Here is a 26,454-nt window from a genome sequence, read left to right as displayed (position 1 = left end):
TTTAGATGTCAATAAAAAGACTTAAAAAAGCCATACATATTATAGCATAAATTTAAAACTGTTATAACAGAAATACCATAACTTAATAAGGCAATTTTAAAATTTTTACCAAAGACGACAATTCAGCTTTCTTGCCATAGAAACAGCTAATTTTTGTTTATTATTAAAGCCCATAGACAACATTTTAGCGATTTCAGTTTCTCTTTCTGAAAGATCAGCAACAACTTTTTTTCAATTGGTTTAAACTTTGGATTTGACGAAAGACTTTGAACAAGTTTTTTAGCTAGAGTTGAAGGCAGCATCATTGAGCCTTTGTAAGCATCATTTATTGCTTTTATAAGTTCATCACCTTCAATGTCTTTTAATATATAACCTGAAGCACCATAATTTAATGCTTCAATAATGTAATCAACATCATTAAATGTAGTCAAAATCAAGATTATAATTTGAGGATATAAAGCTTTAAGCATTTTTGTGCATTTAACACCATTTTAAACTGTAAAAAATAAATGTTATCGTATCCAAGCTTAGGAAAGATAAGGATGAGAGGCAAAGATTTACTGAAACTTGAAGGAGAAGAACTAACCTTATTTAGAAGGAGAGAACTTTGAAAAAATTAATAGAAAAGAAAATGAAACTTTTACTGAAAAAAACAGAAATAAATTAGCCTACTATACAGATAATATATTGTTATAGCAGGCTTTAATAGATTTTAAATACTACTTGTAAGCAACAAGTTCTTTTTTCTCTTCCTTACGCCTTTTAGCAAATTCCGCTGTGGCAGTAAAAAGTACATCTGTAGATGAGTTGAGAGCTGTTTCACAAGAATCTTGTAAAACACCTATTATAAATCCTACGCCAACTACTTTCATAGCGATATCATTTGGTATTCCAAATAAACTGCATGCTACAGGAATTAGTAATAGTGAACCACCAGCAACACCGGAAGCACCACAGGCGCAGACAGCAGATAGTACACTTAAGATAAATGCTGTACCTATATCAACTGTGATACCAAGAGTATGAACTGCTGCTAGGGTTAAAACAGAAATGGTAACAGCAGCACCTGCCATATTTATAGTGGAACCTAATGGAATAGATACAGAATATGTGTCCTTATCCAATCCAAGTCTTTCACATAAGCCTAAATTTACAGGAATGTTTGCAGCTGAGCTTCTAGTAAAGAATGCTGTAATACCACTTTCTTTTAAGCATTTAAATACAAGTGGATATGGATTCCTATGAATATTTAAGAATACTATGAGTGGATTAACAACAAGGGCTACAAATATCATACAACCAATTAGAATTATAAGTAATTTTCCATAGCCGAGTAGGGTGGTAATTCCATTTGTAGAAATGGAATCAAATACAAGACCCATTATTCCAAGTGGGGCAAGATTAATGACCCATCTAACTATTGTTGATGTTGCATCTGAAAAATTAGCAATTATAGTTTTTGTAGAATCAGACGCATTTTTTAGAGCAAATCCAAAGAATATTGCCCAAGATAATATCCCTATGTAATTGGCAGTAGAAAGGGCTTTCACAGGATTATCAACAATATTCATCAATAGGGTTTTAAGGACTTCTACAACGCCACCTGGTGGAGAAACGTTCTCTGCACTTTTTGCTAGTGTTAAGGTAACCGGAAACATGAAACTTATAATAACTGCAACGAGTCCAGCTGAAAATGTTCCTATAAGATAAAGGAATATAATGGATTTCATATTAGTTTCATGGCCACTCTTATGTTGAGAGATGGCTGACATAATTAAGAAAAATACCAATATAGGTGCTATGGCTTTTAAGGCGCCTACAAACAAGGAGCCTAAAATTACGATGGGTTTTGCTTGTTGTGGAATTGTTATAGCTAATATAATACCTATAATCAAGCCAATGATTATTCGTTTTACTAAGCTTAATTGATTCCACTTGTTTAGTAGTTCTTTCATAAAAATTTCCTCCTAAAGTTAATTATAAAGTCCAACTATACAATTTTATCATGAAACTTGTCTAATGTGAAGTCACAAAGCTTATGAACAAGGCTTATAAATAAACAGAGTTCTTGGCATCAGATGGAGTTTTGACAAATTAAAAAAATTTTGACAAATTAAAAAAAAGCATAGAACTATGATAAAATATTGTTTGCAGAATAATAAATAGGCGCTAGTAAAAAAGGACTGATTTATTAGTACACATTTTTGAAAGGGGATATTTCAAGTGGAAGAAAAAGAATTAACACGTGGACTAAAAGCTCGTCATATTGAATTAATTGCTTTAGGTGGCACAATTGGCGTAGGCTTGTTCATGGGATCAGCTAGTACGATCAAATGGGCCGGACCATCGGTACTGTTGGCTTATGGAGTAGCCGGCATTGCCATGTATATAGTTATGAGAATTATGGGAGAAATGCTGTACCTTGAACCATTGACGGGTTCTTTTGCAAATTATGCAAATAAATATATATGTCCTTGGGCTGGATATATGACAGCATGGTGCTATTGGTTTATGTGGATAGCTGTCGGTATGTCGGAAGTTACTGCTTTAGGCATTTATATGCATTATTGGTTCCCAGCTTTACCAGCCTGGATTCCAGCTTTAATCGGTGTGGCCATTCTTGCTGCTGCTAATCTGACTTCAGTTAAGTTTTATGGTGAATTTGAGTTTTGGTTTTCTTTAATTAAGATTGTCACGATTGTAGCTATGCTTATAATCGGATTTGGATTGATTTTCTTTGGTTTTGGTAACCACGGTCAAGCTATTGGGTTAGCAAACCTTACAGCAAACGGAGGCTTCTTTGCCGGCAGCTGGAAAGGTTGGTTATTTGCCTTATGCTTGGTAACGGCATCTTATCAGGGTGTAGAACTTATCGGCATTACAGCAGGAGAAGCACAGGACCCAAAAAACACATTAAGAAAAGCAACGAAAAATATCATTTGGCGTATATTGATTTTTTATATCGGTGCTATATTTGTAATCGTAACTATTTATCCATGGAATAAAATCAGTGCTCTTGGCAGTCCATTTGTACTGACTTTTGCTAAGATTGGGATTTCTGCTGCTGCTGGAATCGTCAATTTTGTAGTACTAACAGCAGCAATGTCTGGTTGTAACAGTGGAATTTACAGCTGCGGTCGTATGCTTTATACCTTGTCAAAAAATGGACAAGCTCCTAAATTCCTTGGTAAGGTAACTAAAGATGGTGTACCAGCGAATGCTATTAAAGTAACTTTAGCTTGTTTGCTCGTCTGCGTGGCTTTAAATTATATATGTCCAAATTCTAAATTATTTGTTTATATATATAGTGCCAGCGTTCTTCCGGGCATGGTTCCTTGGATTGTTTTGTGCATTAGTCAAATAAAATTTCGAGAAGAACATGCAGCCGAAATGGCAGGGCATCCTTTTAAATCAAAGTTTTTCCCATATGCTAACTACATTGTAGTAGGGTATCTTTTCCTAGTTTTAATTGGCATGTGCTTTAACTCCGATACTCAGATGTCCTTACTTGTTGGTGCGGTGTTCTGCGTCATCGTTACTATTGGCTATTTTGTTTTTGGCATTAACAAGCGGACTCCTCTGAAAGTAGAAGAATTTGAAGATGAGAAATTAGAAACTAAATAAACAAAATAATGCAAGCACCATCATGGGTATTATCATTCATGATGGTGCTTTTGTTATGTATAAATATCTTTTTACTAGAAAAACTATAAAAGATAAGATATGGAATATTGTATAATATCCATCAGCACAAATATTAAAATAGGAGGAGCTTTATATGAGTCAAACTACACTAGAAAAAAATGAAACTATACGAGAAAGAACAGAAGGGAGAGTTAGTTATCACGATTCTGTGGAAGAAATGCTTAAAAGAATCAGGGAAGATGGTATGTCAAACGTATTTGACAGATGGTCCTCTCAAGAAAAAATTAGATGTAAGTTTTGCCTAGAAGGATTAAGCTGTCAATTGTGTTCTCAAGGTCCCTGCAGAATTAATCTTAAAGGAGAACAGAAAAAAGGTGTTTGTGGTATTGGCCCAGATGCCATGGCAATGCGAAATATGTTACTTAAAAACATAATGGGAGCTGGTACATATAGCCATCACGCATATGAAGCCTTTAGAACATTAAGAGAAACTGGAGAAGGCAAGACTCCATTTACAATTAAAGATGTGGATAAACTCAAATGGATGTGCCAGAAAGTCGGAATTAATACAAGCGGAGATACCAATAAAATGGCAGTGAATCTGGCAAATTTTTTGGAAGCTGAGATGGGTAAAGATGTAGAAGAACCTAGTGTTATGGTAGATGTGTTTTCACCAAGAAAGAGAAAAAAAGTTTGGAAAGATCTTGGAATTTATCCTTCAGGAGTAGTTCACGAAGAGCAAAATGCAGTAGCAAGTTGTTTAACAAATGTTGATGGGGATTATGTATCATTAGCTAAAAAAGCGCTGCGGCTAGGTCTGTCAACTATCTATACAGCACAAATAGGACTTGAAATGGCTCAGGATATACTTTTTGGCACGCCTACACCCCATGAGGTAAATGTGGACTTAGGAATTATGGATCCAGAGTATATAAATATTGTATTTAATGGACATCAACCTTGGGCTGGTGTTGCTACTATTCAAAAGGCAAAGATGCAGCAGATACAGGAAAGAGCAAAGGCAGCTGGTGCAAAAGGGCTTAGAATAGTTGGGTCAATTGAAACAGGACAGGAATTATTACAAAGATTTGAGGTAGATGATGTATTTGTAGGTTTAATGGGAGATTGGCTATCTATAGAACCACTTCTTGCTACAGGTACAGTTGATGTTCTTGCAATGGAAGAAAACTGTTCTCCACCTGCAATAGATCATTATGCTGAAAAGTATCAGGTAACTTTAGTAGGTGTAAGTACTATTATAGGTATTCCGGGGTTAAATCATATGATTCCATATAATCCTGAAAAAGTGGGTGAAATGGCTGATAAATTGATTGATTTGGCCATTGAAAATTTTAAAAAGAGAAAGGATAACATTACACCAAAGGTTCCTAAAATAACACAGAAAGCAATAGCAGGGTTTTCTACTGAAGCAGTTTTAAAAGCTTTAGGAAATAAGCTTGATCCACTTGTTGATGTTATTAAGGCAGGGAAGATTAAAGGAATTGTGGCTTTGGCAAATTGTTCAACTCTAAGAAATGGTCCTCAAGATTGGAATACAGTTAACCTGGTAAAGGAATTGATTAAAAAGGATATTTTAGTTGTGGCTGGTGGGTGCGGCAATCATGCTCTTGAAGTAGCAGGGCTGTGCAACCTAGATGCAATAAACATGGCTGGCCAAGGACTAAAAGAAGTATGCAATATGCTAAAGATTCCTCCAGTTCTAAGCTTTGGAACTTGTACAGATACGGGAAGAATATCCATGCTTGTTACAGAACTTGCTAATTACCTTGATGTAGATATACCAGATCTTCCTATTGCTGTAACGGCTCCTGAGTGGATGGAACAAAAAGCTACTATAGATGGTTTATTTGCAGTAGCCTATGGGACATATACACATTTATCTCCAACTCCATTTCTAACAGGCGCAGAACAGCTTGTAAAGCTTCTTACTGAGGATGTAGAGAGCTTAACAGGAGGTAAAGTTGCATTAGGAGATAATCCAAAAGAGGCAGCTGATAATATTGAAGCACATATATTAAGTAAAAGAAAGGGTTTGGAGTTATAAGGCATTAGGCATTTTCAAAGAAGTAACTAGTCAGTATGCTAGCCCATTTTTTATCATACTGCGTCGGTAGAACCCTTAGATAGGATTCACTATCTGCGGAACCTGTCTCCTTGTCTGATAAACAAAGTTCTTGGCACCTGATGCTTAGAAATTGTTATCCAGGGACATAGCCGCTCTTTACTCACACTTGGGAAAGTGTGAGTATTAGAGCGGGTTAGTCATCGGATAAAAAAATATTCGTCGCATCTTTGACTTGTTATTTTCTTTCAAATGCCTTATTAAATGGACGGCTAAAAATAATAGCCGTCCATTTTTAACCCTGAATCTTAGCTTCAGGAACTTAAAAAACAAAAATATGTTTGTGTGTATGTATTAAATAGAAAGGGAGTTCATTCAAATTTATGAAAATGACTTTTTATTGGGCTGTAAATTGAGCTATAAAATCATCCTCATTATCCCAGGGTAAAATGTCTCCGTCCTCCCGAAGATAATTTAAAATTTTCCATACTCCTTTTTTTGTATAAGAACTTATGCGAAAAATTGTTTTACATCCAGCAAGTTTTAACCATTCCTCTGCTCGATCTGGATTAGCATTAGGTCGATCTATTTGCGTTACTATACCTATAACTTCACGGTTTACAAGAGGTCTAATATTAGGGGGATATATGGAATAAGGTTCTATAGCACTAAGCAATAGACCTACTACATCTGCTTCATAAGAATATATAGCAAGAGCACTTGCTAACGATCTATTTTCTGCATATTCCCCTGGGGTGTCAATAATTACATCAAAATTATTAATATATTGGGTTTTGTGGTAAGAGATTTCTTGCCCTCTTAAAGTTTGGGTTAAAGTAGTTTTTCCGCATTCGCTCCTGCCAAACAAAATTAATTTTTTCATGTATGATCACCTACGTTCTTGTCATTTCACATGTTGTAAAGCCAAGAAATTCTTTACAATAGTCAATAATTGATTTTACAGCAGACTCAACTTCAGAAATTCCGCCTGTTATAATTAAGGTACCACTAAATCTGTCTACAAATCCTAAATCTAGGTTGCCAGTTTTAGTAGCTATATCTGCCGCAATAATTGCAGTTTCACTAGGAGTCATAGTCATGATTCCAATAGCGGCTTTTCCATAATCAATATTAGGATTTAGGCCCAATTTTTTATATATAATATTGTCAGGACCAGCAATTATATGTGCAAGGGTAATTTGTTTACCTGGAACAGTTTCTTGTATAATTCTCATTTTACCTTCATGCTCTATCATATTTTGTAAATCCATGTAATAACCTCCTTTTCGACGTATTTTGCTACTAAATTCGACCTATTTTGCTATAACATTTTAATAATAAAGCATTGATGTACAATTGTCAACCAGGCATTTTTAGGCTATACATGGCATATGCATTACAGTGGGAGAAAATATATTTCTAATTAATAGTTAAGAATGAAGAATTAATAGTTAATGTGGATTTTTTCCCGTTACACTACAAAAAATCTTTGATTAAGCTTTTTACTACTCGTTTTGCTTCGCAATGTTTTTAAACTGTGAAAGTTGAGTGTTTAATAAATTCACAGAAATATAAAAACTTAAAGCATGTTCAAAAAACGATCAATAGTCAAAAAATGAACACTATTTTTTGACTATTTTGATCTAAAAATGAACACACTTATAATAAGTGACATAAAAAAACTACCTAATTTGGATACTTTGGGCAGTGGCATACATATTGCTTACAATAAATAATAACATTAAATATTTCACCATTATTAAAGCATCTGTAATTCTCAGTATGAATATGATTGAAATTGGGAATTGCAGATGTAGTTACAAGGGGATGTAAACGTATTTTGCTATTAAAAATTTTTTTAGATAGAAGGTAAAAAAATGTTTGAAGACATATATAAACAATTAGTAAATGAAGTAGACAAGGGACATCAATGTGTAACATTAACTTATATTGATTTACTTAGTACAGAAGAAGGTTCTATTATAAAAAAAGTTATTCTAACTAAAGAAAGTATAGAAAAAAAGTCTTTCCCAGTTGATGATAATATTTATGAAAAAATATGCAATTCTTTAGAAAGCGGCAAACTTGAAATGGTTGAGATAGGAGAAAATAAGAATGTTTTAATTGAACCATTTGTTCCTAAACCACGTTTAGTTGTTTTTGGTGGTGGACACATAGCAAAGCCAGTAACAGAATTTGCATCAAGAGTGGGATTTTCTGTTACAGTTATAGATGATAGGCCTTTCTTTGCAAATAAACCAAGATTTCCTGAAGCAGAAAAAGTCATTTGTGAAAGCTTTGAGAAATCCTTCGATTTAATTAATTTGGAAAAGTCTGATTATATAGTTATTGTAACAAGAGGTCATAGATATGATGGAGTTGTTTTACGTAAAGTCTTAAAGTATGATCTTAGTTACGTTGGAATGATAGGCTCAAGGCGTAGGGTAACTGCTATGAAAAAGGAGCTATCGGAAGAGGGATTCTCCAAAGAAAAGTTAGAATTAGTTAATGCTCCAATCGGCATAGATATAAACGCTATTACTCCAGATGAAATAGCTATTTCTATAATAGCACAGCTTATAAACTTTAAGAATAAAGAAACTATGAGCAAATTTGGTAAAAATTTTGCTATTCCGGAGTTTGATAAAGAAGTACTAAAAAATGTATCTGAAAAATCACCAAAACCTAAAGCATGTATAACTATACTCTCATCTAAGGGATCAGTTCCTAGAAAAGCAGGAGCCAAAATGATCACTTATCCTGATGGTATGAGTGTCGGAACTATAGGTGGAGGATGCAGTGAATCCTCTGTGCTGCAAAAGGCAAGAGAAATGATGAGGAAAACTACAGGAGAAAGGAGTTTTTTCATAGAGCATGTGGATATGACAGGAGATGTTGCTGAATCTGAAGGAATGGTTTGTGGGGGAACTATGGAGGTATTAATAGAGGTAATTTAGAGAGGAGTTGAATTACAATGAAAAAGATTAAAACTAAAGAAGCTGTAGGTCATGTACTTTGTCATGATATTACACAAATTATTAAAGGAGTAAAAAAAGGTGTTGCATTTAAAAAAGGACATATTGTTACTGAAGAAGATATTCCTGTTTTATTATCAATAGGAAAAGAGAACCTCTATATATGGGAAAAACGAGAAGGAATGCTTCACGAAAATGAAGCAGCAAAAATTCTTTATAATATTTGTAAAAATGATTATATGTGTCCTTCTGAGATTAAGGAAGGAAAAATTGAGTTAATTGCTGAAAAAGATGGTGTACTTAAAGTTGACATTGAAAGGCTTTGTAAAGTCAATTCACTTGGCGAAATGATGATTGCTACCCGTCACAATAATTTTCCTGTGAAAAAAGGTGATAAATTAGCGGGTACACGTATTATTCCTCTTGTAATTGAACAAGAGAAAATGGATAAGGCTGTTGAAGTTGCAGGAGATAAGCCACTTATAAAAATTATGCCATTTAAACATAAAAAAGTAGGTATTGTAACTACAGGCAGTGAGGTTTTTTACGGAAGAATAAAGGATACCTTTGGTCCGGTTATTAGAGAAAAACTTGCGGAATATGATACAGAAGTTTTAGGACAAAAGATTTTAAATGATAACCCAAATGAAATTACTCAAGCTATCAAGGACTTTATTAATGAGGGAGCAGAATTAATAATATGCACAGGTGGAATGAGTGTTGACCCTGATGATACAACACCAAGTGCAATAAAAAATACAGGTGCAAAAATTGTTTCTTATGGTGCTCCTGTGCTTCCTGGTGCAATGTTTTTGCTATCATATTACAAAAATACAATTCCAATTTTAGGATTACCAGGCTGTGTAATGTATGCAAAACGTACCATTTTTGACCTAGTTCTTCCAAGAGTTATGGCAGATGATAAGATAACTCTAGAAGATCTTGCAAGCCTAGGACATGGTGGCTTATGCCTTTCATGTGATGTTTGTTCATTCCCTAATTGTGGATTTGGAAAGTAGATGTCATAGACAGTAAATTAAATTACTCAACTTTCGCAGTTTAAAAACTTTGCGAAGCAAAGCTTTTAAAAATAACAAAGTTCAAATAACAAAGAACAAATAAAGATGATTTCTCTCGTACCTCAGGAAATCTATAATTTTAATATTTTCTGACGTTAGGAAGAAAATTATCCTTATTTGATATTTGAACTTTGAACTTTGTTATTTAAAAAAATTTCGTATGTGCGAAAGTTGAGTTAAATTATTATATTATGTAGAAATCTTTTAAAGAGAATATATAATTTATATATATTATTTAGTATAATAAAAATATATAGTATATATTTTATATGGATTTAAAGTAGGCGATAATAAGTTGGCCCTTTTCCATAAGGAGGGTAGTGCTGTGAAACAATATCAATTAAAATATGAGAATTTTGAAAAAATGCAGCATTTTATTTACGGTAATAATATCAATAATAGTGATAATATTTTGATTCAGATTTTTACAGCAGTAATAGAAATGAAATTTATTAGGGACCTCACAGATAAAATAACATCCATGTTGCCTAGAGCAGAAATTATAGGTGCAACAACTGCTGGAGAAATATATGAAGGAAACGTGCTTAGTAAAACTACAATAATATCGTTTTCTATTTTTGAAAAAGTAAAAATTAAGGCAAAGCTTTTAAGTGATAAGAATGAGTATAAGCTAGGAGTAAATATTGTTAAAGAATTAAGTGAAGATGATACAAAAGCTATTATATTATTTTCTGATGGATTGATTACAAATGGGCATGAGATTATTAAAGGTATAGAATCAGCAAATAATAAGATTATTGTTTGTGGTGGCAAAGCTGGCGACAATGGATATTTAAAGAAAACCTTTGTATTTACAAAGGAAGGCATTACAGAAAATGGTGTGGCTGCAGCTTCTCTTACTGGAAAAGGTTTAAATATTATAACAGAACGAAGTTTTTCATGGTCACCTATTGGAAAAGTAATGACTGTTACTAAAGCGTTAGATAATAGAGTTTTTACAATAGATAATATTAAGGCAATTGATATTTACAAAAAATATCTTGGAGATGAAGTGGCTAAAGATTTGCCTATGTCTGCAACTGAATTTCCATTAATGATTAAGAGAAGTGGTACCTATTTAGCAAGAGTGGCTTTTGGGTGTTATGATGATGGATCTTTGAGTTTTCTTGGAGATGTTAAAGTTAACGATAAGGTCCAGTTTGGTTATGGAAATGTAAATATGATAACATCTCAAGCTTTAGAAATGGCGAATAGATTAAAAAATAAGAATATTGAAGCAATTTTTATTTATTCCTGTTCAGTGAGAAGAAATTTTATGCAAAATAAAATTGGCATTGAAACATCTGCTGTAAATAGTATTGCCCCAACTTTTGGATTTTTTACTTATGGTGAATTTTTTACTTTTAACCGTTCAAATGAACTTTTAAATACAACAATGACAATACTGGGAATATCTGAAGGCAACCAAACTTTTTATAAAAATGCACCGATGCCTAATAATGAAAATGAAAACTCTTCAAAAAGCTTTTTTGAGGGAAAAGATGTCGGCGTAATTGAAGTGTTTACTAATCTTGTAAATCAAGTTACAAAGGAATTACAGGAGGCTAATAATGTGTTAGAAAAACAAAAATGTAAAGTAGAGCAGATGAATAATGCTACAAAAGCTATTATGGAAATAAATAGTCATATGTTGTCTTCCTGTGAAATTGATAGCTTATTTGAAATGATACTTTGTAAGGCATTAGACGTAATTCCAAGTGGTACTATGGGAAGCATTTTATTTATGAAAAATGATAAATTAGTTTATAAGGCAACTAAAGGATATTTCCCTGATAAAGTAAAAGAAATAGGATATAAATTGAAGGATTTGTATCAATATAAAATTCGCAATATGAATATTAAAGAATTATGTAATCCTATAGTTATAAGTAACCTAGAAAAAGGTTTGTTTAATGAAAAAGATAAATATAACTCATGGAAAAAGTTATTTGTTAAATGTCCTTATGAGCTCTTAACTTGTGGCATATGTATTGATGGATGTGTTAAGGGATTTATTGATATATTTAATACAGATGAGAAAGAAAGTTTCAATGAGGATGATAAAAAACTGCTGAAGTATTTGTCCTATGATATTGCCATAGCTTTTAAAAATGCTCAATTGCTGGAAAATATTCTATATATGTCTAGATACGATAGCTTAACTAAAGTGTATAACAGGAGCTATTTTAATAAATTGTTGGATGAAATTTTGAATAAAGCAAGAATTTCAGGCAGTATTTTTATTATATGCATAATAGACCTAAATAACCTTAAAGTTATTAATGATACCTATGGGCACATTGTAGGTGATGACATTCTAGCGAAGTTTTCAAATATGTTCAAAAAAGAAATTTCCGAAGAGGACATTTTTGCCAGGGTTGGTGGAGATGAGTTTGCCGTAGTATTTGTAAATAAGGATAAGAATAGTGTTATTGATATTATAAGTAGGGCTTCTCAGACACTTAAAGATTGTCCTTTTAATTTAAATGGGGACAAAAAAAAGATTAGTTTTGCTTATGGGCTTTCTCAGTTTAAAGATGATTCAGATGATGTTAATGAACTTTTAAAAATAGCTGACAAAAGAATGTATGAAAAAAAGAGAATGATGAAAGATAGAAGAAAAATATGATGTATAATTTAAGTTATACATCATATTTTTAGGTATTATTTTTTATTTATTGGAAAATACACTTCTGTTACAAATTCATTGTGACTGCATTTAGAATCAGGGCCTTTGATGTATTCATCATGAGGAGGTCCAGCTATTTTATAGGAATTTTTATTTATCCAGTCAAGGAGTTCAGCATAAGCTTCACCGATTTCACTATAAGGACCTATAAAAGTTGTGTGTACATATAAGCCGCCTTTTAAAACTTTAGTTGATACAGTATCTGTTTTTAGCTGTCTGTTTACTGGAATGCAAACTTCTATATCTGCATTATTGTGATCAAAGTCATTGTCAGAATTTTGATCAAAATCCTGGTCGTAGTAAATAGTTCTTATATTTCCGAAGGGTGAAAGACCATTTCTATAAATATTTTCAAAAACTTTACCTATTAAGTTGCCTATATTGTCCATTGAAATTGTGTCTCTTATGCTTAAAACTGTTGTATCTTTTAAAGTATCAATTAAAACATGGAAATTTCTTTTAGAATTCATTATATCCTCGCCTTTCTGCAATTGATCCATTGAATGTTTAAGATGAAGTAAAATATCGTTGCTTTGTTGTATTTCAGTTTCGAATAAACTTATTTGCTTTGATAAGAATTTTTCTAAAGTGCTGTTACTTTTATCCTTAATAATTTGTTTTATTTCATCTAATGAAAATTTATATTTTTTAAGCCTATTTATTTTCAGAATGTCTTGTACTTGATGCTTTTCATAATATCTATACTGATTTTCTGGATTAACAAAAGTTGGTTTGATCAATCCAATTTTGTCATAATATCTGAGCATTTTGGTTGAAACATTTCCAATTTTCGAAAATTGTCCTATAGTGTACATAAAAACCTCCTAATATTTATTTCCTTCGAAGTGATTAATTATATTTTAAACTTTACCATAATGTCAAAGTCAATAGAGATAGAGTCAAAAATTGAATTATGGGATTTGCTGGGTAAACTATGCTATAATTTTTAGTAGAATAAAAAATTTAATTTATTGCTGGAGGTTTATTCTATGAAAAAAGTTTATTTTAAGGCTATTGATTCATACTCCAAAACAGAAGAGATAAGTGATGCTGCTGGCAAACTCTTAAGAAAAGTAGTGGAAGAGGAGCATATAAGTCTTGAAAAATTCATACCTCTCAAGGTTCATTTTGGAGAAAAGGGTAATAATACTTTTATACAATCAAAAAATTTTGTTGGTATAATAAATTATTTAAAGGAAAATAACATAGATAGTGCATTTATAGAGACGAATGTTCTCTATAGAGGTGAAAGAACTACAAGAGAAAAGCATTTGAAACTAGCAAAAGATCATGGGTTTACGGAACTCCCTATAATAATAGCCGATGGTGAACATGGAGAAGATTTTGAGGAGATTGAAATCAGTAAAAAAAATTTTAACAAATGTAAGGTAGGAAAACAAATTGCAAACAAAAAACAGCTTATTGTCCTAAGTCACTTTAAAGGTCATATACTTGCTGGTTTTGGAGGTGCCATAAAACAACTTGGAATGGGATGTGCATCAAGAGGAGGAAAGCTTGCCCAGCATGCAAATTCTACACCTAAAATTAACTTTTTTAAGTGTAAAGGCTGCAGCGCTTGTGCAAAAAAGTGCCCTCAAAATGCCATAACTGTAAATAGAAAGGCAAAGATCAATAAAGACAAGTGTATTGGATGTGCCTCTTGTATGGCAATATGTCCACAGGGAGCTATTTACCACAGCTGGATTGGATCTATGACCAAATCTTTTAATGAAAGACTTGCAGAATATGCTTATGCTGCAGCAAAGGAAAAAAATAATATTTATATAACCTTTGCTTTTAATATAACTAAAAATTGTGACTGTGAAGGACACAATATGAAATCAATAGCAAATGATATTGGAGTTTTTGCTTCAACGGATCCTGTAGCTATTGATAAAGCATGCCTTGATGTTCTTGATAAAAATAATGATAGAATTGTATTTAAAAGGGGCAGGTATACTCTTGATTATGCAGAAAAAATAGGCTTGGGTAGTAAAAAATATGAACTTGTTGAAATAAATTAGCAGATATCCATAACTATTAATTCTTAATTTAACTTTCGCAGTTTAAAAACTTTGCGAAGCAATTTTTTAAAGAACAAGGTTCAAAGTTCAAATATCAAATAAGGATAATTTTCTTCCTAACGTCAGGAAATATTAAAATTATAGATTTCCTGAGGTACGATGGAAATCATCTTTATCTGTTCTTTGTTATTTGAACTTTGTTATTTTCAAAAGCTTTGCGTCGTAATTTTCTTATATTAGGTCAAAATTTTATATGTGCTAAAGTTAAGTCCTTAATTTTTAATTATATATTTGGCATTCATAAAACCATTAAAAGGCTAAATAGGTGTAATAGAATAAATGGCGTTTTTTTAGTTAAAATATATGTATGCTGAAATATAATTGAGAGGTGTAAATAATTATGGATGAGAAATTATTACAAAGGTTTAAAGATAAATTGAAATCACAAAAAGATGCAGCTTATGATTTATTAGAGCAGATGGAAAAGAATGAAACGATAAAATCCAATGCAGAACTATCTACAGAACTGTCTTTTTATGACAATCACCCAGCAGATAATGCCAGCAGCATATTTGACAAGGAAAGAGGGCTAGCTTTTCAGAAAAATGAAGAATTTATTATAGAAAAGGTAGATGATGCCTTAAAGAAAATTGAAGAGGGTACTTATGGAATATGTGAAATGTGTGGTAAGGAAATAGATCTAAATAGATTAGAATTTCTTCCATATGCACAGCGCTGTATTCATTGTCAACAAAGTATAGACAATTCAAAACCTGATGAAATGAACAACAGACCTCCAGAAGAAGATGTCCTCAAGGACACCTGGAATAGAGGATACCATGGAGACGACGATCAGGTTGAATTTGATATGGAAGACAGTTACCAATCAGTTAACAAATTTAATAGAAGAAAAAATATAGTTGAAGAATATGTGGATGAGGATGAAACATATGTTGATCCTATAGAGAGAATAAGTAACCAAGAGTATAAGAATCAATTACCTTAAAAAATCAATAGTTTAAACTTTGGACATTCTGCAAGTGTTATTGCAGGAGTACTTTATGATAATATAAATAACAGAGCACCATTTTATTATGCAGCTATCATGGCACTTGTTGCAGTTGTGCTTATGATAATTTTTTATCCGATGGCTACCAGCCGTAAAATCCCCCCATCTTCTTATAAAGTGGGGGGATAACGGCTGCTACGCCCCTGGATAACGATTTCTAAGTTTCAGATGGAGAAAAAACTCCACTTGAAATCAAGAACTCTGTTTATAGAAAAGTTAAACAGCATTAACTTGTAATAAAAAGGTAAGAAATCTATGTAGTTTTAGGATTCCTTGCCTTTTTGTTTCAAGTATTATTTTATAGTATTGATTTTGATAGTTTGTTTTAATTCTTTCTCTTTGGTCAGCGGCTCTGTGGGATAGCCTAATGCAATACCAGAAACGGGTACGAAGCCTTCCGGTAAATTAAGTTCTTTTAATAATTCTTTCTCTTTCGAAAATGAAGCCAAAAATCCCCATAAATACACACTACCTAAACCAATATCAGTAGCAGCAAGAGCCATATTTTCGATAACACAAGCAGCATTAGCTATTTCAATGTGAGGTGCTTTATCATTTGCTTTACCAGAAACAACAATTAAAGTAGGAGCACCATAAAAAGGTTTCATATTTGGGCTGCCAAATGCGTTTGCCGTTGCTTTTGTAATTTTATCTAGTAAAGTAGAATTTTGAATTACTGTTAAATGAACTGAATCATAAGCACCCATTCCTACAGGTGCAGCACAACCTGCATTAAGTACAATATTTAAAGAATCATCACTAATTTGCTCGCTTTTATAATTACGAGTAGATTTACGCACTGCTATTGCTTTCATCATTTCCATAGTTAAAATCTCCTTTATATGATATTTACTTAAGGTAATAAAACCTAACAATATATTATTATAATAACATTTTATCAAATTATTTGCATAAAAATAAAAAGATTGCAATCAAGTTACGTAAAGTAAAACTTGTGCAATCTTTTTTACTATTTAATATAGGTTAAATACTTTGAGGAAGACCATCCTTCAATTCCATTTATACGGATCTTATACCAGCTACCATCTGAAGTTTGACCAATTTTCTGTGCATATTGTCCTTGGGAGAGCACCCCAACTATTTGTGATGTAGACGATGAATTTGCTCTTATATTTAACTGGTATACACCGCTAATAGTTACGTATTGATTTGCTGGTACTGAACCAAGGGTGTTTCCCCAGATCCATCCTGTCTGTCCGTTGTAGGTAACTTGATACCATCCATTTGAGTAATTGATTAAGTTTAAAATAGTACCTTTTGGAACAGTGGTTAAAATAGCATAACTTGTTGAGGGGTTTGTTCTCAAATTTGCATAACTTGTCACATTAGAAACCTGAGCGTACCCTCCAACTTTGAATTTAGGAGTTGATGTTGTATCTTCAACTATATTTATATAACGTGCAGGTATATATCCTTGGTTAATTGTGTTCATGCTTATAAAATATCTTTTAGCACCTTGTATTCCACCGTAAGTTTGATCAGGTGTTGATTCATAGGTAAAAGCACCTTGTACTCCATTTAAAGTTCCCCATTTATCAAAAATAACTACGTGATCACCTGGCTTGTCTAGGATATCCATGTGTTGTAGACTGTTTAAATCAATTTTTTTAAAATAGTTGTTTAATAAGGTGCTTGTTGATTGTTTATAGTCTGAAATATTAAAAGAAGCTTGTACAAAACCAGAGCAATCTATTCCTGCGGTCCCAGGTATATATCCTAGACCTGCATCTGTATTTACGTTTCCTGTAAAGGCGCCTTTGTTAACTGCATCGAGAAAGTTTGTCCACGGAGCGTTGTAAGAATTGGTATTAATTCCGTCAATACCGCCCCAAGAATAAGGTATACCTTTAAAAGTAGCTGTTGTTACACCTTTAAACTGATTTGGGAGTGTAACGCTTGATGCATATTGAGAAGATATATTACTATTTTTATTTGCAGAGTATGTCCAAGTTAAATCCATTAAGCTTGCGGCCCTTTGCTCAACTTGAGTTCTTGATATTGGAGTTTGTGAAGCTGCATTTACTTTGTAAAAAGGTACACTCATCACTGAGGTAAATGCAATCAATGGAAGCAAAATTTTAGCTAAGCTTTTTTTCATTTTTTCCATCCTTTCAAGAATATTTTGAAAACGTTCAATATTAGAACCTAATTAAATTATAATAATACAATCATATGTTATCAATCATCAAAAGTTGGAATGATCTAACGCCAAAATGTATTTAAGGGGTAATATACCAAACTCCAGACACTATACCCGTTGTTTTTTTAATTTATATTTGTTATAATACAAATATAACAAATATAAGAATTATAACAAATATAGTATATAAAAGAGGGGGAGCATTATGCTAAATAGAAATACTAAATTAAGTGTTGTGATAGCTTTAGCAACTTGTACTTTTTTATCTTATCCTGCTTATGCAGACGACAACTTTAGTGTACAAAGGTTATATGGCAGTGACAGATATGAGACCTGCAGCAATATAGCTAATTATTTTCAGCAAGGACAATTGGACAGTGTAATAGTTGCAAGTGGAGAACAATTTGCAGATGCACTTTCAGCTGGATGTCTACAGAAATTAGGAAATTATCCTATAATGCTTGTAGGTAAAAATATAAAAAGTAGTGATAAAACATTAGGTTATATTGAAAATCATTTAAAAAAAGAAGGAACTATATATATTTTAGGAGGGGAAGCTTCTGTAAATAGTGAATTTGAACGGTATTTTAAAGAAAAAGGGTTTAATAAAATAATAAGATTAGGTGGAAAAGACAGATATGAAACCAATGTAAAAATAGTAAGCAAAGTAGATTTAAAGGAAGGAACTCCAGTAATTGTAGCAAATGGTGACAACTTTCCTGATGCTTTAAGTATAGCAAGCATAGCTTCCTATAAAGGATATCCTGTTTTTATAACTCCTTCTGAAAACCTGCCCAATGAGATAGAAGAAAAAATTAGGGAAATAAAACCTTCTAATATATATGTTATAGGAGGAATCAGTTCTGTAAGCAGCAATATAGAGAGTAAATTGAAAGAAGTATCACAAAATGTAGTGAGAATAGAAGGTAAAGATAGATATGAAACTTCTATAAATATATGCAAATATTTCAATAAAGATTTGAAAAACTTAGTAGTTGCAAGCGGGGAAAACTTTCCAGATGCACTTTCTGGTATTGCTCTTTCAGCTAAATTTAAGGCGCCTATAGTAATAACTGATGAAAGTAATGTAGAGGAGCTTAAATCTTATATACAGGATCAAAAGGTGAATGAGATTGTAATACTTGGAGGAGAAAATATGATTTCTAAAAATTTAGAGGATATTTTGAATCCCCTAAGCTTGAAATCTAAAGCTCAGGATTTTATGACATGTTTACTAAATAAAAAAATAGATGAGGCTGTGAAAGGATTAAGCACTGATTTAAAATCAGAATATGGAGAAAGCATAATGAAAAGTTGTTTTTCTAGTATGAGCTTTAAAGGAATGGATACAAAACCTCTAGATATAAAGCAGGAAAAGTTGCCTCTTGGTAATATGGTTACGTTAACCTATAAAGTAGAAGGACTTCCTACAAATGTAGATATAAAAATAAAATATGACAATGATGAAAAGGTATATGATTTCACATCTGAAGCTACCCCGGGGGAAAGCAATTACAAACTTCCAACTTATGTAAATACAGATAATTTTACTGAAGAAAATGTGGCTATAGGAGATGAAAAGTATAAACTCCCAGGAGTATTGAGCATACCTAAAGGAAAGGGACCATTCCCGGCAGTAGTGCTTGTCCATGGAAGTGGCGCTAATGATATGGACGAGACCTATGGGGACACAAAGGTATTTAAGGATATATCTGCAGGACTTGCTTCAAAGGGAATTGCAGTGCTTCGCTATAATAAGAGGTCAAATGAATATCCATCCTTAACTGCAATAGATACAAAACTTGATTTAAATAAGGAAACAGTAAATGATGCAGTAGATGCAGTGAAATTATTAAAGAAAACTGAAGGAATTGATTCCAGCAAGGTCTTTGTTTTAGGACACAGTCAGGGGGCAATGCTTACGCCAACCATATTAAAAGATTGCGGCAATAGCGGTGCAGCTGGTGGAATAATGATGGCAGGACCGGTAGATTTTTTAGACACACTTTTAGAGCAAAGTAAATATTTAAATTCAATAGGATATATGGATGAAGATAATCTAAAGTATATACAAAATTTATATGACTTAGTAAAAAACAATAAAGATTTTCCTGAAAATATATCTGAAAATACTATGATTTTTCATGCATATCCCTATTATTGGTTGAGTGTTAAGAATTCAACTCAAGTACAGGATGCAGTAGATATAAAAGATCCACTGCTTATTCTTCAAGGTAAAAGAGATTATCAAGTGGCTGCTTCTAATTTAGAAAAGTGGAAAAGTATGTTAAAAGATAAACAAAATATAGAATATAATTCTTATGATAAGTTAAATCACTTTTTTATAGAAGGAGAAGGCAAGATGACTCCTGAGGAGTATGGAAAGGGTAATATACCAAAGTATATTATAGATGATATAGTAAGCTGGATTAGCAAATATTCTAAATAGAGATTTTTAACGGGCCACCCATTTTAAGGGTGGTCATAAATTAGAATTAAAGATATGACTCAGTAAAATGGTTTAATTTTTAAATTTGGGAACTAACTGCTTCATTGTCTAGGCTGTCAATGTATTCACGAAGTATTTTTTTTAGATTTAATACATCTTTCATCTCGTAGTATCCGGATTTTTTATAAATGTAGTTTACGGCATTAAGGGCTCCTAGTGAAAAAGCTTTTTTTGAAAAAGATTCATGACTTATTTCTATTTTGTCATGTTCACCAATTATAAGAACGGAATGTTTTCCTACTATACCTCCGGCACGTACAGAATTTATTGGAATAGGTTTATTTTTCACTCCAGATATTTGAAGACCATGCTCTATTTCATCGTATAATTTTAATGCAGTTCCTGATGGGGAGTCTTTTTTGTTTTTATAGTGCATTTCTACGATTTGAAAGTCATAATTATTTAATATAGTAGCTGCAATATTGCTTAGTAACATTAGAACGTTTACTCCTAAAGTGATATTTGGGGCATAAACTATGCCGTTTTTAAACTTATAGGGTATGTTTTTAAGTTTCTCAATATGTTCTTTGGAAAAACCTGTTGTACCTATTACTACATTTACTTTCATTTTTGATAGTATGATTGCATTTTTTATGGCAGCTTGAGGATTTGAGAAGTCTACCACAACGTCCGGTTTCGTTTTAAAAATAGTAGCTTGGAGTTCATCAGAAGTAGTTATTTTTACATCTGTTTTAGAATTGCTAAGTAACTCTCCTAAATTCATTCCCTTTTTTTCACTGTTAGGACTGCAGATTGCAGCTACTATTTTCATGTTATTTTGTTGTAAAACACCTTCTGCAATATATTTTCCTGTTTTACCTAAACCTATTAGACCTACTTTGATCAAATAAATTACCTCCTTTTTGACGCTTACAAGAAAAGTTTCAAGTATTGACGTCATTTTTGTTATTTATCCTATTTTAAATTTAGTAACAACTTAATTCTATCACACAAGTTGTCACTTGTCATTAATAGTTAATATGTGTTTATAATTTATACATAACTTGAATTAGTTCTATTTTAGTGAAGATCAAGGGTTCATATGAAATTTTAATTACTAATTCCAACAAATTGTTAAATTATTATTTACATAGTATAAATAATAATTTATACTTAATGTTGATTTATCCAATCGCTACCATTTCTAACCCCCCATCTTCTATCAAAGTGGGGGGATAAGCAATGCTACGCGCTTGGATAACGATTTCTAAGTTTCAGATGGAGAAAAAACTCCATCTGAAACCAAGAACTCTGTTTATAAGGATTTTATTGGAAGGAGGCTTTACTTCAAGTTACAAATAATTTGAAGTAAAATTTAAAATGTCATCGCAAAATGTTACAAAACCTGTATACCAGAAGATAGCAATTGATATAGCTAATAGAATATTAGACGGTGATTTTTCCATAGGGGATAAACTTCATGGAAGATCATCTCTTTCAAGTCATTATAATGTTTCTCCTGAAACTGTAAGAAGAGCCATTATGCTTTTAAATGAAGTGGATATTGTAGAAGTGATAAAGGGCAGTGGAATTATTGTTAAGTCCGTGGATAATTGTTTGAAATTTATAAATAAATTTAAGGACATAGGTTCCATGAATAAATCTAAAAATCAAATTTTTGACTTATTAAATGAGAGAAATGAAATTGAAAAAAAAATTGGAGAAAGAATTAATGAACTCCTAGATTACTCAAATAGGTTTGTAAACATTAATCCATTCATGCCTTTTGAATTTAAAATATATAAGGGACTCAGCATTATAGGAAAGACAATAGGAGAAAGTAGGTTTTGGCAAAATACAAATGCTACTATAATAGGTATACGTAGAGAAGGAAATTTAATACTTTCTCCAGGACCTTATGCTGTATTTAAAGAAGGAGATATTTTTTTAGCAATAGGTGAAGAAGATGTGTACCATAAAATCAAAAAATTTCTTTATGGAAATAATAATTAATAGTATTACAAAAATTTAGTCTTTAAGGCTTTTGGAAAAGAAAAAAGAAAGTTTAAATCAGTTAAAGATAGATAAATTAATTAAAATAGTAGAATGGAAAAGTCAGATAAGGTAATCTGACTTTTTTAAATAAAGAAAGTTAATTTTTGTATATATACACAAAAAAATAATAGGTTAAAGCTATTTTTATCCCTGTTGACACATATATCATTAAATGATATATTATTAAATGATATATGTGAGGTAAAAATGGATATAAATAATTCTTTACAAATGGGTGAACTAATGCTTACTGTTTAAATGAATAAATTGATTTTTATGTTTACGTTGTATATAATGTATATATACAATATAAACATGCTTTAGCAAGTAGAATGTAGGGGAGAATTATTTAAAAATAGGAGGGAAAGTTAAATGTCAGAGGAAAATAAAGATGGAATTTTAAAAAATATTACTGGTGCTATAATTTCACCAAGAAAAACAATGGAAAGGGTCAATAAAAATCCTAAAGTATGGAGATACTTAATACCTGTAACACTAGTTCAGTTAATTGTTGCTATAATAGAATTACCAAAGCTTACAAGCTATACTATTTTACAAGCTCAGGAAATGCCAAACTTTTCTCAAGCTGCAATTCCAATTATGAAAACTGGAATTACAATTTCCACGATAATTGGGGCATTGCTTACGCCAGCACTAGTAACATTAATAAGTACTGTATTGATTAAAGTTATAGCTTCTATTTTAAAAGAAACCGGAAACTTTAAAAATTTATATTGTGTAAATATTTTAGCTTATGTTCCAGTTTTAATAGCTGGAATTTTAACTGGAATAATAATGCTTTTTACAGAACCACAAAATATAAAAAATATTTCAACTAGCCTCACATTAGTTTTAAGTTCATCAACAGATATGAAAAGTACAATTTATAAGTTATTTTCATGTATAAACTTTTTCTATATATGGAGTATAGTTTTATCAGCAATTGGTACTTCTGTTGTATGTAAAATGAATATGAAAAAATCAGCAGCTATAGTTGCTATAATTTATATCCTTTCAGTAGTTGTTATAGTTTTAGTTTAAAAACATTATTGAAATTGAATAGTACTTTGTGCAGCTACATAAGCTGGCATTGTTTTTGTACAGTGTCAGTTTTATCTTTATTTGAATAGTTTGGAAAAAAGTTTATAATTTTTAGTAAGACTGTAGAAAAAATGGGGAGGAAAATAAATGAAACTTAAATTAAATTTTGTAAAAGACAAGAAAAAATTAGCAATTATAGTAGCCGTTATATTTATAATTACAGCTATAGGAATATCTTCTTATGTAAAGTCGAGGAAATCACAAGGTAAGAAAGTAACTATATCTAAGGTAATCAAAAGAAATATAGTTCAAAGTACTACGGTTTCAGGAAGCATAGAACCGAAATATAGCAATGATATAACTTTAAATAATACCCAGAAGGTAGCGAAGGTTTTAGTAACTGAAGGACAACAGGTTACAAAGGGAGATATTTTAGTTCAAATGGATACATCTGACTATGATAGTGAACTAAAAAAGCTAAAGATTGATTTAAAGAATGCTCAAAATGCAGTATCACAATCGCAAGCAGTACCAGGGGCTAGTAAAGATAATGTAGGAAATCAAACAGATTCTATTAAAGCTGAAATAGACAATTTAAATGCCAAAATAGAACAAAGTAATGTAAGAGCTAATGTAGATGGAAGAGTAATGAGAGTTGATGCTAAGGAAAATCAAGTTCCTAAAGCAGGAGATATGGTTATAGTAGACGATATTTCACAATACAAAGTTTCTATAGCTATGAGTCAATATGATGCTATGAAAGTTGCAAAAGGACAAAAAGCCATTGTTAAAATAAAAGGTAATGATCAAAAAAAATATACTGGTTCAGTTACGGATGTGGGACAAATAGCTCAAGTTAAGGCTGATGCTAAGGCTACCAGCCAGGAAGCCAAAGTAAATGTGATAGTAACTCTAGATAACGCAGATGATAGTATAAAAGTAGGTTATGAGGCAGATGCAGAAATTATATTTAATGAAAAAAGAAATATAGTTTCTATGGGATTTGATAGTGTGAAAGAAGAAAAAGGTACAAAGAAAAAATATGTTTACATAGTGAACAGCAAAAATAAGGTTTCAAAAAGATATATAAGCACAGGTATAGAGACAGATGATTATATGGAAGTTATAGATGGTCTTAATGAAGGAGAAAAATATGTATCAAATCCTCCAGATACTCTTAAAGATGGAGATATTGTAGAGACTCAAGCAGGAGGGAACAATAAGTGATAATTAAATTGGAGAATTTAGTTAAGATATATGATACTGGTGCTGTAAAGCTTAAAGCTCTAAAGAAAATTAACTTAGAAATTGAAAAGACAGAATATGTAGCTATAATGGGAGCGTCAGGATCAGGCAAGTCTACTCTTATGAATGTGCTTGGCTGTTTAGATAAACTTACAGATGGAAAATATTATTTAGATGGTGTAGATATATCATCATTAGATGATAACAGTTTAGCTGATATAAGAAACAAGAAAATAGGTTTTGTATTTCAAGCATTTAATTTACTTCCAAAGCTTACAGCTATAGCTAATGTGGAATTGCCTATGATGTATGCAGGAGTATCTAAAAAAGAGAGAGAGAGAAAAGCTAAATGGGCTCTAGATAGAGTTGGATTATCTCATAGACTTCATCATAAACCTAATGAAATGTCTGGTGGACAAAAACAGAGGGTAGCCATTGCAAGAGCTTTAGTAAATGATCCAACTATAATACTTGCAGATGAACCTACAGGAAATTTAGATAGTGTTTCTAGTGAAGAAATAATGGAGATTTTTCAGCAATTAAATGATGAAGGAGTAACTATTGTTATGGTTACACATGAACCTGACATAGCTATGCATACAAAAAGAACCATAGTTTTTAAAGATGGAACTATAATTTCAGATAATCCAGTAGAAAAAAGAACCATAGTTGGGGGGCAGAAGTAATATGAATGTTGAAGAAAGCTTTCAATCTGCACTACAAAGTATAAAATCAAATAAATTAAGATCTTTTTTAACTATGCTGGGAATAATAATTGGAATATCTTCTGTAATTACTATAGTGTCTATGGGTGCTGGAGCAAAACAATATATTACAGGACAATTTGAGGGTATGGGAAGCAATGTAATTAATCTCCAGCTTAATCAGTCTTCAGATAGTGCTATAGAAAAAAGAGATTATTTTACTATGGATGATATAGACCTTATAAAGGAGAAAATACCTGAAGTTACATCAGTTGTTCCTACGCTTGGAGGAGATGGAAACTTGAAGAATGAAAATAAATCCAAGCGTGTCCAAATTGTGGCATCAACAGAAGGTTATGATAAACTTTCAAACATAAAAATGGTTAATGGAAGGTTTTTAAAAGAACATGATGTAGAGATAAGGTCAACTGCAGCAATTATAGATGAAAAAACAGCCGTAAAGTTATTTCACAATACAAATGATGCTCTTGGAGAAAGTATTAAATTAAGTTCAGATGACCAAGATATAGATTTAAACATAGTTGGAGTATGTAAAGATCCCAATGGCAATCTCGGATCTATGTCAGATAATGCTCCCGGTGCAATATTTATACCTATAACTATTGCTGATAGAATACTCACAAATACCGATATTGGTTATATGTCAGTAATGTTATCCGACATGAGTAAAGCTGAAGAAATAAGTTCCAAAATGGTAAAAATTCTTGAAAATAAACATCAAAACAAAAACAAGTATACAGCTCAAACTGGATTTAAAGAGCTTGAAAATCTAAATAAGTCATTATCTGTTATAACAGGTGTATTAGGTGCTATTGCAGCTATATCGCTTTTAGTTGGTGGTATAGGTGTTATGAACATAATGCTTGTATCTGTGACAGAGAGAACTAGAGAAATAGGCATAAGAAAAGCTATTGGAGCAAAAACTAGAGATATAAAAGTACAATTTTTAATGGAGTCTATAATACTGTGCCTTATAGGTGGAACTATTGGAACTATATTAGGTATCACAATAGGTAAAATTGCAGGATCTTTCTTAAAGATGCCCGTACCAGTATCATTTAAGATAATATTTATAGCATTTTCATTTTCATCAGCAATTGGTATATTCTTTGGGCTATACCCGGCAAGCAAGGCAGCTAAGCTGGACCCTATTGAAGCTTTAAGATATGAATAAAAATTTTTTGATTTGTTTAAAAAGGCTATATAATATGATT

General features: G+C 31.8%; 21 protein-coding genes. 13 read left to right on the top strand and 8 right to left on the bottom strand.

Features of this window, described 5'->3' with window-relative positions:
* Positions 1-146: 146 nt before the first annotated feature.
* Together CLRAG_RS00360 and sstT are read right to left on the bottom strand one after the other, a co-directional pair.
* Positions 147-470 carry a response regulator gene (locus tag CLRAG_RS00360; RefSeq protein WP_242872060.1) on the bottom strand — a complete coding sequence of 108 codons (324 nt, stop codon included), beginning with the start codon at positions 468-470 and terminating at the stop codon, positions 147-149.
* Positions 471-719: 249 nt separating this feature from the next.
* Entirely contained in the window at positions 720-1,955 is a 1,236-nt protein-coding gene (sstT, locus tag CLRAG_RS00355) for a serine/threonine transporter SstT (RefSeq protein WP_065076537.1), read from the bottom strand.
* Between the two features lie 268 nt (positions 1,956-2,223).
* On the opposite strand from sstT, the gene CLRAG_RS00350 reads away from it, so the two are divergent.
* On the top strand, positions 2,224-3,624 hold the full coding sequence (locus CLRAG_RS00350) for an amino acid permease (RefSeq protein ID WP_065076536.1): 1,401 nt from the start codon (positions 2,224-2,226) through the stop codon (positions 3,622-3,624).
* A 154-nt stretch (positions 3,625-3,778) separates the two neighbouring features.
* A complete protein-coding gene (gene cooS, locus CLRAG_RS00345; protein WP_065076535.1) occupies positions 3,779-5,710 on the top strand; it encodes an anaerobic carbon-monoxide dehydrogenase catalytic subunit in 1,932 nt (643 codons plus the stop codon).
* Positions 5,711-6,125: 415 nt separating this feature from the next.
* On the opposite strand, the gene CLRAG_RS00340 is transcribed toward cooS, so the two are convergent.
* Both CLRAG_RS00340 and CLRAG_RS00335 read right to left on the bottom strand, forming a co-directional pair.
* Positions 6,126-6,611 carry a EutP/PduV family microcompartment system protein gene (locus CLRAG_RS00340; RefSeq protein ID WP_065076534.1) on the bottom strand — a complete coding sequence of 162 codons (486 nt, stop codon included), beginning with the start codon at positions 6,609-6,611 and terminating at the stop codon, positions 6,126-6,128.
* Positions 6,612-6,621: 10 nt separating this feature from the next.
* Positions 6,622-6,999: a BMC domain-containing protein gene (locus CLRAG_RS00335; RefSeq protein ID WP_013238448.1), complete on the bottom strand. Its 378-nt coding sequence runs from the start codon at positions 6,997-6,999 to the stop codon at positions 6,622-6,624.
* 606 nt (positions 7,000-7,605) lie between these two features.
* Here CLRAG_RS00335 and CLRAG_RS00330 point away from each other — a divergent pair.
* From CLRAG_RS00330 to CLRAG_RS00320, 3 genes are all read left to right on the top strand, one after another.
* On the top strand, positions 7,606-8,685 hold the full coding sequence (locus CLRAG_RS00330; RefSeq protein ID WP_065076533.1) for an XdhC family protein: 1,080 nt from the start codon (positions 7,606-7,608) through the stop codon (positions 8,683-8,685).
* A 17-nt stretch (positions 8,686-8,702) separates the two neighbouring features.
* Positions 8,703-9,722 carry a molybdopterin-binding protein gene (locus CLRAG_RS00325; protein WP_065076532.1) on the top strand — a complete coding sequence of 340 codons (1,020 nt, stop codon included), beginning with the start codon at positions 8,703-8,705 and terminating at the stop codon, positions 9,720-9,722.
* Positions 9,723-10,107: 385 nt separating this feature from the next.
* Positions 10,108-12,411, top strand: coding sequence for a sensor domain-containing diguanylate cyclase (locus CLRAG_RS00320; protein ID WP_065076531.1), 2,304 nt, complete (start codon positions 10,108-10,110; stop codon positions 12,409-12,411).
* Between the two features lie 35 nt (positions 12,412-12,446).
* Here CLRAG_RS00320 and CLRAG_RS00315 read toward each other — a convergent pair whose 3' ends face one another.
* Positions 12,447-13,286: a MerR family transcriptional regulator gene (locus CLRAG_RS00315; protein WP_065076530.1), complete on the bottom strand. Its 840-nt coding sequence runs from the start codon at positions 13,284-13,286 to the stop codon at positions 12,447-12,449.
* Positions 13,287-13,460: 174 nt separating this feature from the next.
* Between CLRAG_RS00315 and CLRAG_RS00310 the strand changes: the two genes are divergently transcribed.
* Entirely contained in the window at positions 13,461-14,495 is a 1,035-nt protein-coding gene (locus CLRAG_RS00310) for a DUF362 domain-containing protein (RefSeq protein ID WP_065076529.1), read from the top strand.
* A 400-nt stretch (positions 14,496-14,895) separates the two neighbouring features.
* Positions 14,896-15,501: a TraR/DksA C4-type zinc finger protein gene (locus CLRAG_RS00305; RefSeq protein ID WP_065076528.1), complete on the top strand. Its 606-nt coding sequence runs from the start codon at positions 14,896-14,898 to the stop codon at positions 15,499-15,501.
* A 356-nt stretch (positions 15,502-15,857) separates the two neighbouring features.
* On the opposite strand, the gene CLRAG_RS00300 is transcribed toward CLRAG_RS00305, so the two are convergent.
* The gene (locus tag CLRAG_RS00300) at positions 15,858-16,388 is read right to left on the bottom strand and encodes a nitroreductase family protein (RefSeq protein ID WP_065076527.1); all 531 of its coding nucleotides are present in this window, start codon (positions 16,386-16,388) and stop codon (positions 15,858-15,860) included.
* Positions 16,389-16,534: 146 nt separating this feature from the next.
* Positions 16,535-17,683: an SH3 domain-containing protein gene (locus CLRAG_RS00295; protein WP_065076526.1), complete on the bottom strand. Its 1,149-nt coding sequence runs from the start codon at positions 17,681-17,683 to the stop codon at positions 16,535-16,537.
* A gap of 247 nt (positions 17,684-17,930) precedes the next feature.
* On the opposite strand from CLRAG_RS00295, the gene CLRAG_RS00290 reads away from it, so the two are divergent.
* Positions 17,931-20,174, top strand: coding sequence for a cell wall-binding repeat-containing protein (locus tag CLRAG_RS00290; protein WP_065076525.1), 2,244 nt, complete (start codon positions 17,931-17,933; stop codon positions 20,172-20,174).
* A gap of 79 nt (positions 20,175-20,253) precedes the next feature.
* Here CLRAG_RS00290 and dapB read toward each other — a convergent pair whose 3' ends face one another.
* Positions 20,254-21,081 carry a 4-hydroxy-tetrahydrodipicolinate reductase gene (gene dapB / locus CLRAG_RS00285; RefSeq protein WP_065076524.1) on the bottom strand — a complete coding sequence of 276 codons (828 nt, stop codon included), beginning with the start codon at positions 21,079-21,081 and terminating at the stop codon, positions 20,254-20,256.
* A 473-nt stretch (positions 21,082-21,554) separates the two neighbouring features.
* Here dapB and CLRAG_RS00280 point away from each other — a divergent pair, with 473 nt between their 5' ends.
* The 5 genes from CLRAG_RS00280 to CLRAG_RS00260 all read left to right on the top strand — a co-directional run bounded on the left by CLRAG_RS00280 (position 21,555) and on the right by CLRAG_RS00260 (position 26,414).
* Positions 21,555-22,187 (top strand): GntR family transcriptional regulator, encoded by a 633-nt coding sequence (locus CLRAG_RS00280; RefSeq protein ID WP_065076523.1) that lies wholly within the window; start codon positions 21,555-21,557, stop codon positions 22,185-22,187.
* Between the two features lie 414 nt (positions 22,188-22,601).
* Positions 22,602-23,270, top strand: a complete 669-nt coding sequence (locus CLRAG_RS00275; RefSeq protein ID WP_065076522.1) for a Yip1 family protein — start codon at positions 22,602-22,604, stop codon at positions 23,268-23,270.
* 147 nt (positions 23,271-23,417) lie between these two features.
* Positions 23,418-24,497, top strand: a complete 1,080-nt coding sequence (locus CLRAG_RS00270) for an efflux RND transporter periplasmic adaptor subunit (RefSeq protein ID WP_065076521.1) — start codon at positions 23,418-23,420, stop codon at positions 24,495-24,497.
* Positions 24,494-25,201, top strand: a complete 708-nt coding sequence (locus CLRAG_RS00265) for an ABC transporter ATP-binding protein (protein ID WP_065076520.1) — start codon at positions 24,494-24,496, stop codon at positions 25,199-25,201. Before CLRAG_RS00270 ends, CLRAG_RS00265 begins: the two co-directional genes overlap by 4 nt.
* A gap of 1 nt (position 25,202) precedes the next feature.
* Positions 25,203-26,414 (top strand): ABC transporter permease, encoded by a 1,212-nt coding sequence (locus CLRAG_RS00260; protein ID WP_065076519.1) that lies wholly within the window; start codon positions 25,203-25,205, stop codon positions 26,412-26,414.
* Positions 26,415-26,454: the final 40 nt, after the last annotated feature.

The organism is Clostridium ragsdalei P11, assembly GCF_001675165.1.
In the GTDB taxonomy this organism is placed as follows: Bacteria; Bacillota; Clostridia; order Clostridiales; family Clostridiaceae; genus Clostridium_B; species Clostridium_B ragsdalei.
The sequence above is the reverse complement of the archived record's forward strand: the minus strand, read 5'-3'. Positions and strand labels throughout refer to the sequence as shown.

Bases quoted from the DNA above. Each gene is read 5' to 3' on its own strand.
- CLRAG_RS00270 (WP_065076521.1), top strand. From the start codon at position 23,418: ATGAAACTTAAATTAAATTTTGTAAAAGACAAGAAAAAATTAGCAATT.
- CLRAG_RS00360 (WP_242872060.1), bottom strand. From the start codon at position 470: ATGCTTAAAGCTTTATATCCTCAAATTATAATCTTGATTTTGACTACA.
- CLRAG_RS00310 (WP_065076529.1), top strand. From the start codon at position 13,461: ATGAAAAAAGTTTATTTTAAGGCTATTGATTCATACTCCAAAACAGAA.
- CLRAG_RS00275 (WP_065076522.1), top strand. From the start codon at position 22,602: ATGTCAGAGGAAAATAAAGATGGAATTTTAAAAAATATTACTGGTGCT.
- CLRAG_RS00305 (WP_065076528.1), top strand. From the start codon at position 14,896: ATGGATGAGAAATTATTACAAAGGTTTAAAGATAAATTGAAATCACAA.
- cooS (WP_065076535.1), top strand. From the start codon at position 3,779: ATGAGTCAAACTACACTAGAAAAAAATGAAACTATACGAGAAAGAACA.
- sstT (WP_065076537.1), bottom strand. From the start codon at position 1,955: ATGAAAGAACTACTAAACAAGTGGAATCAATTAAGCTTAGTAAAACGA.
- CLRAG_RS00330 (WP_065076533.1), top strand. From the start codon at position 7,606: ATGTTTGAAGACATATATAAACAATTAGTAAATGAAGTAGACAAGGGA.
- CLRAG_RS00290 (WP_065076525.1), top strand. From the start codon at position 17,931: ATGCTAAATAGAAATACTAAATTAAGTGTTGTGATAGCTTTAGCAACT.
- CLRAG_RS00315 (WP_065076530.1), bottom strand. From the start codon at position 13,286: ATGTACACTATAGGACAATTTTCGAAAATTGGAAATGTTTCAACCAAA.
- CLRAG_RS00340 (WP_065076534.1), bottom strand. From the start codon at position 6,611: ATGAAAAAATTAATTTTGTTTGGCAGGAGCGAATGCGGAAAAACTACT.
- CLRAG_RS00300 (WP_065076527.1), bottom strand. From the start codon at position 16,388: ATGGAAATGATGAAAGCAATAGCAGTGCGTAAATCTACTCGTAATTAT.
- CLRAG_RS00335 (WP_013238448.1), bottom strand. From the start codon at position 6,999: ATGGATTTACAAAATATGATAGAGCATGAAGGTAAAATGAGAATTATA.
- CLRAG_RS00325 (WP_065076532.1), top strand. From the start codon at position 8,703: ATGAAAAAGATTAAAACTAAAGAAGCTGTAGGTCATGTACTTTGTCAT.
- CLRAG_RS00295 (WP_065076526.1), bottom strand. From the start codon at position 17,683: ATGAAAAAAAGCTTAGCTAAAATTTTGCTTCCATTGATTGCATTTACC.
- CLRAG_RS00280 (WP_065076523.1), top strand. From the start codon at position 21,555: ATGTCATCGCAAAATGTTACAAAACCTGTATACCAGAAGATAGCAATT.
- CLRAG_RS00260 (WP_065076519.1), top strand. From the start codon at position 25,203: ATGAATGTTGAAGAAAGCTTTCAATCTGCACTACAAAGTATAAAATCA.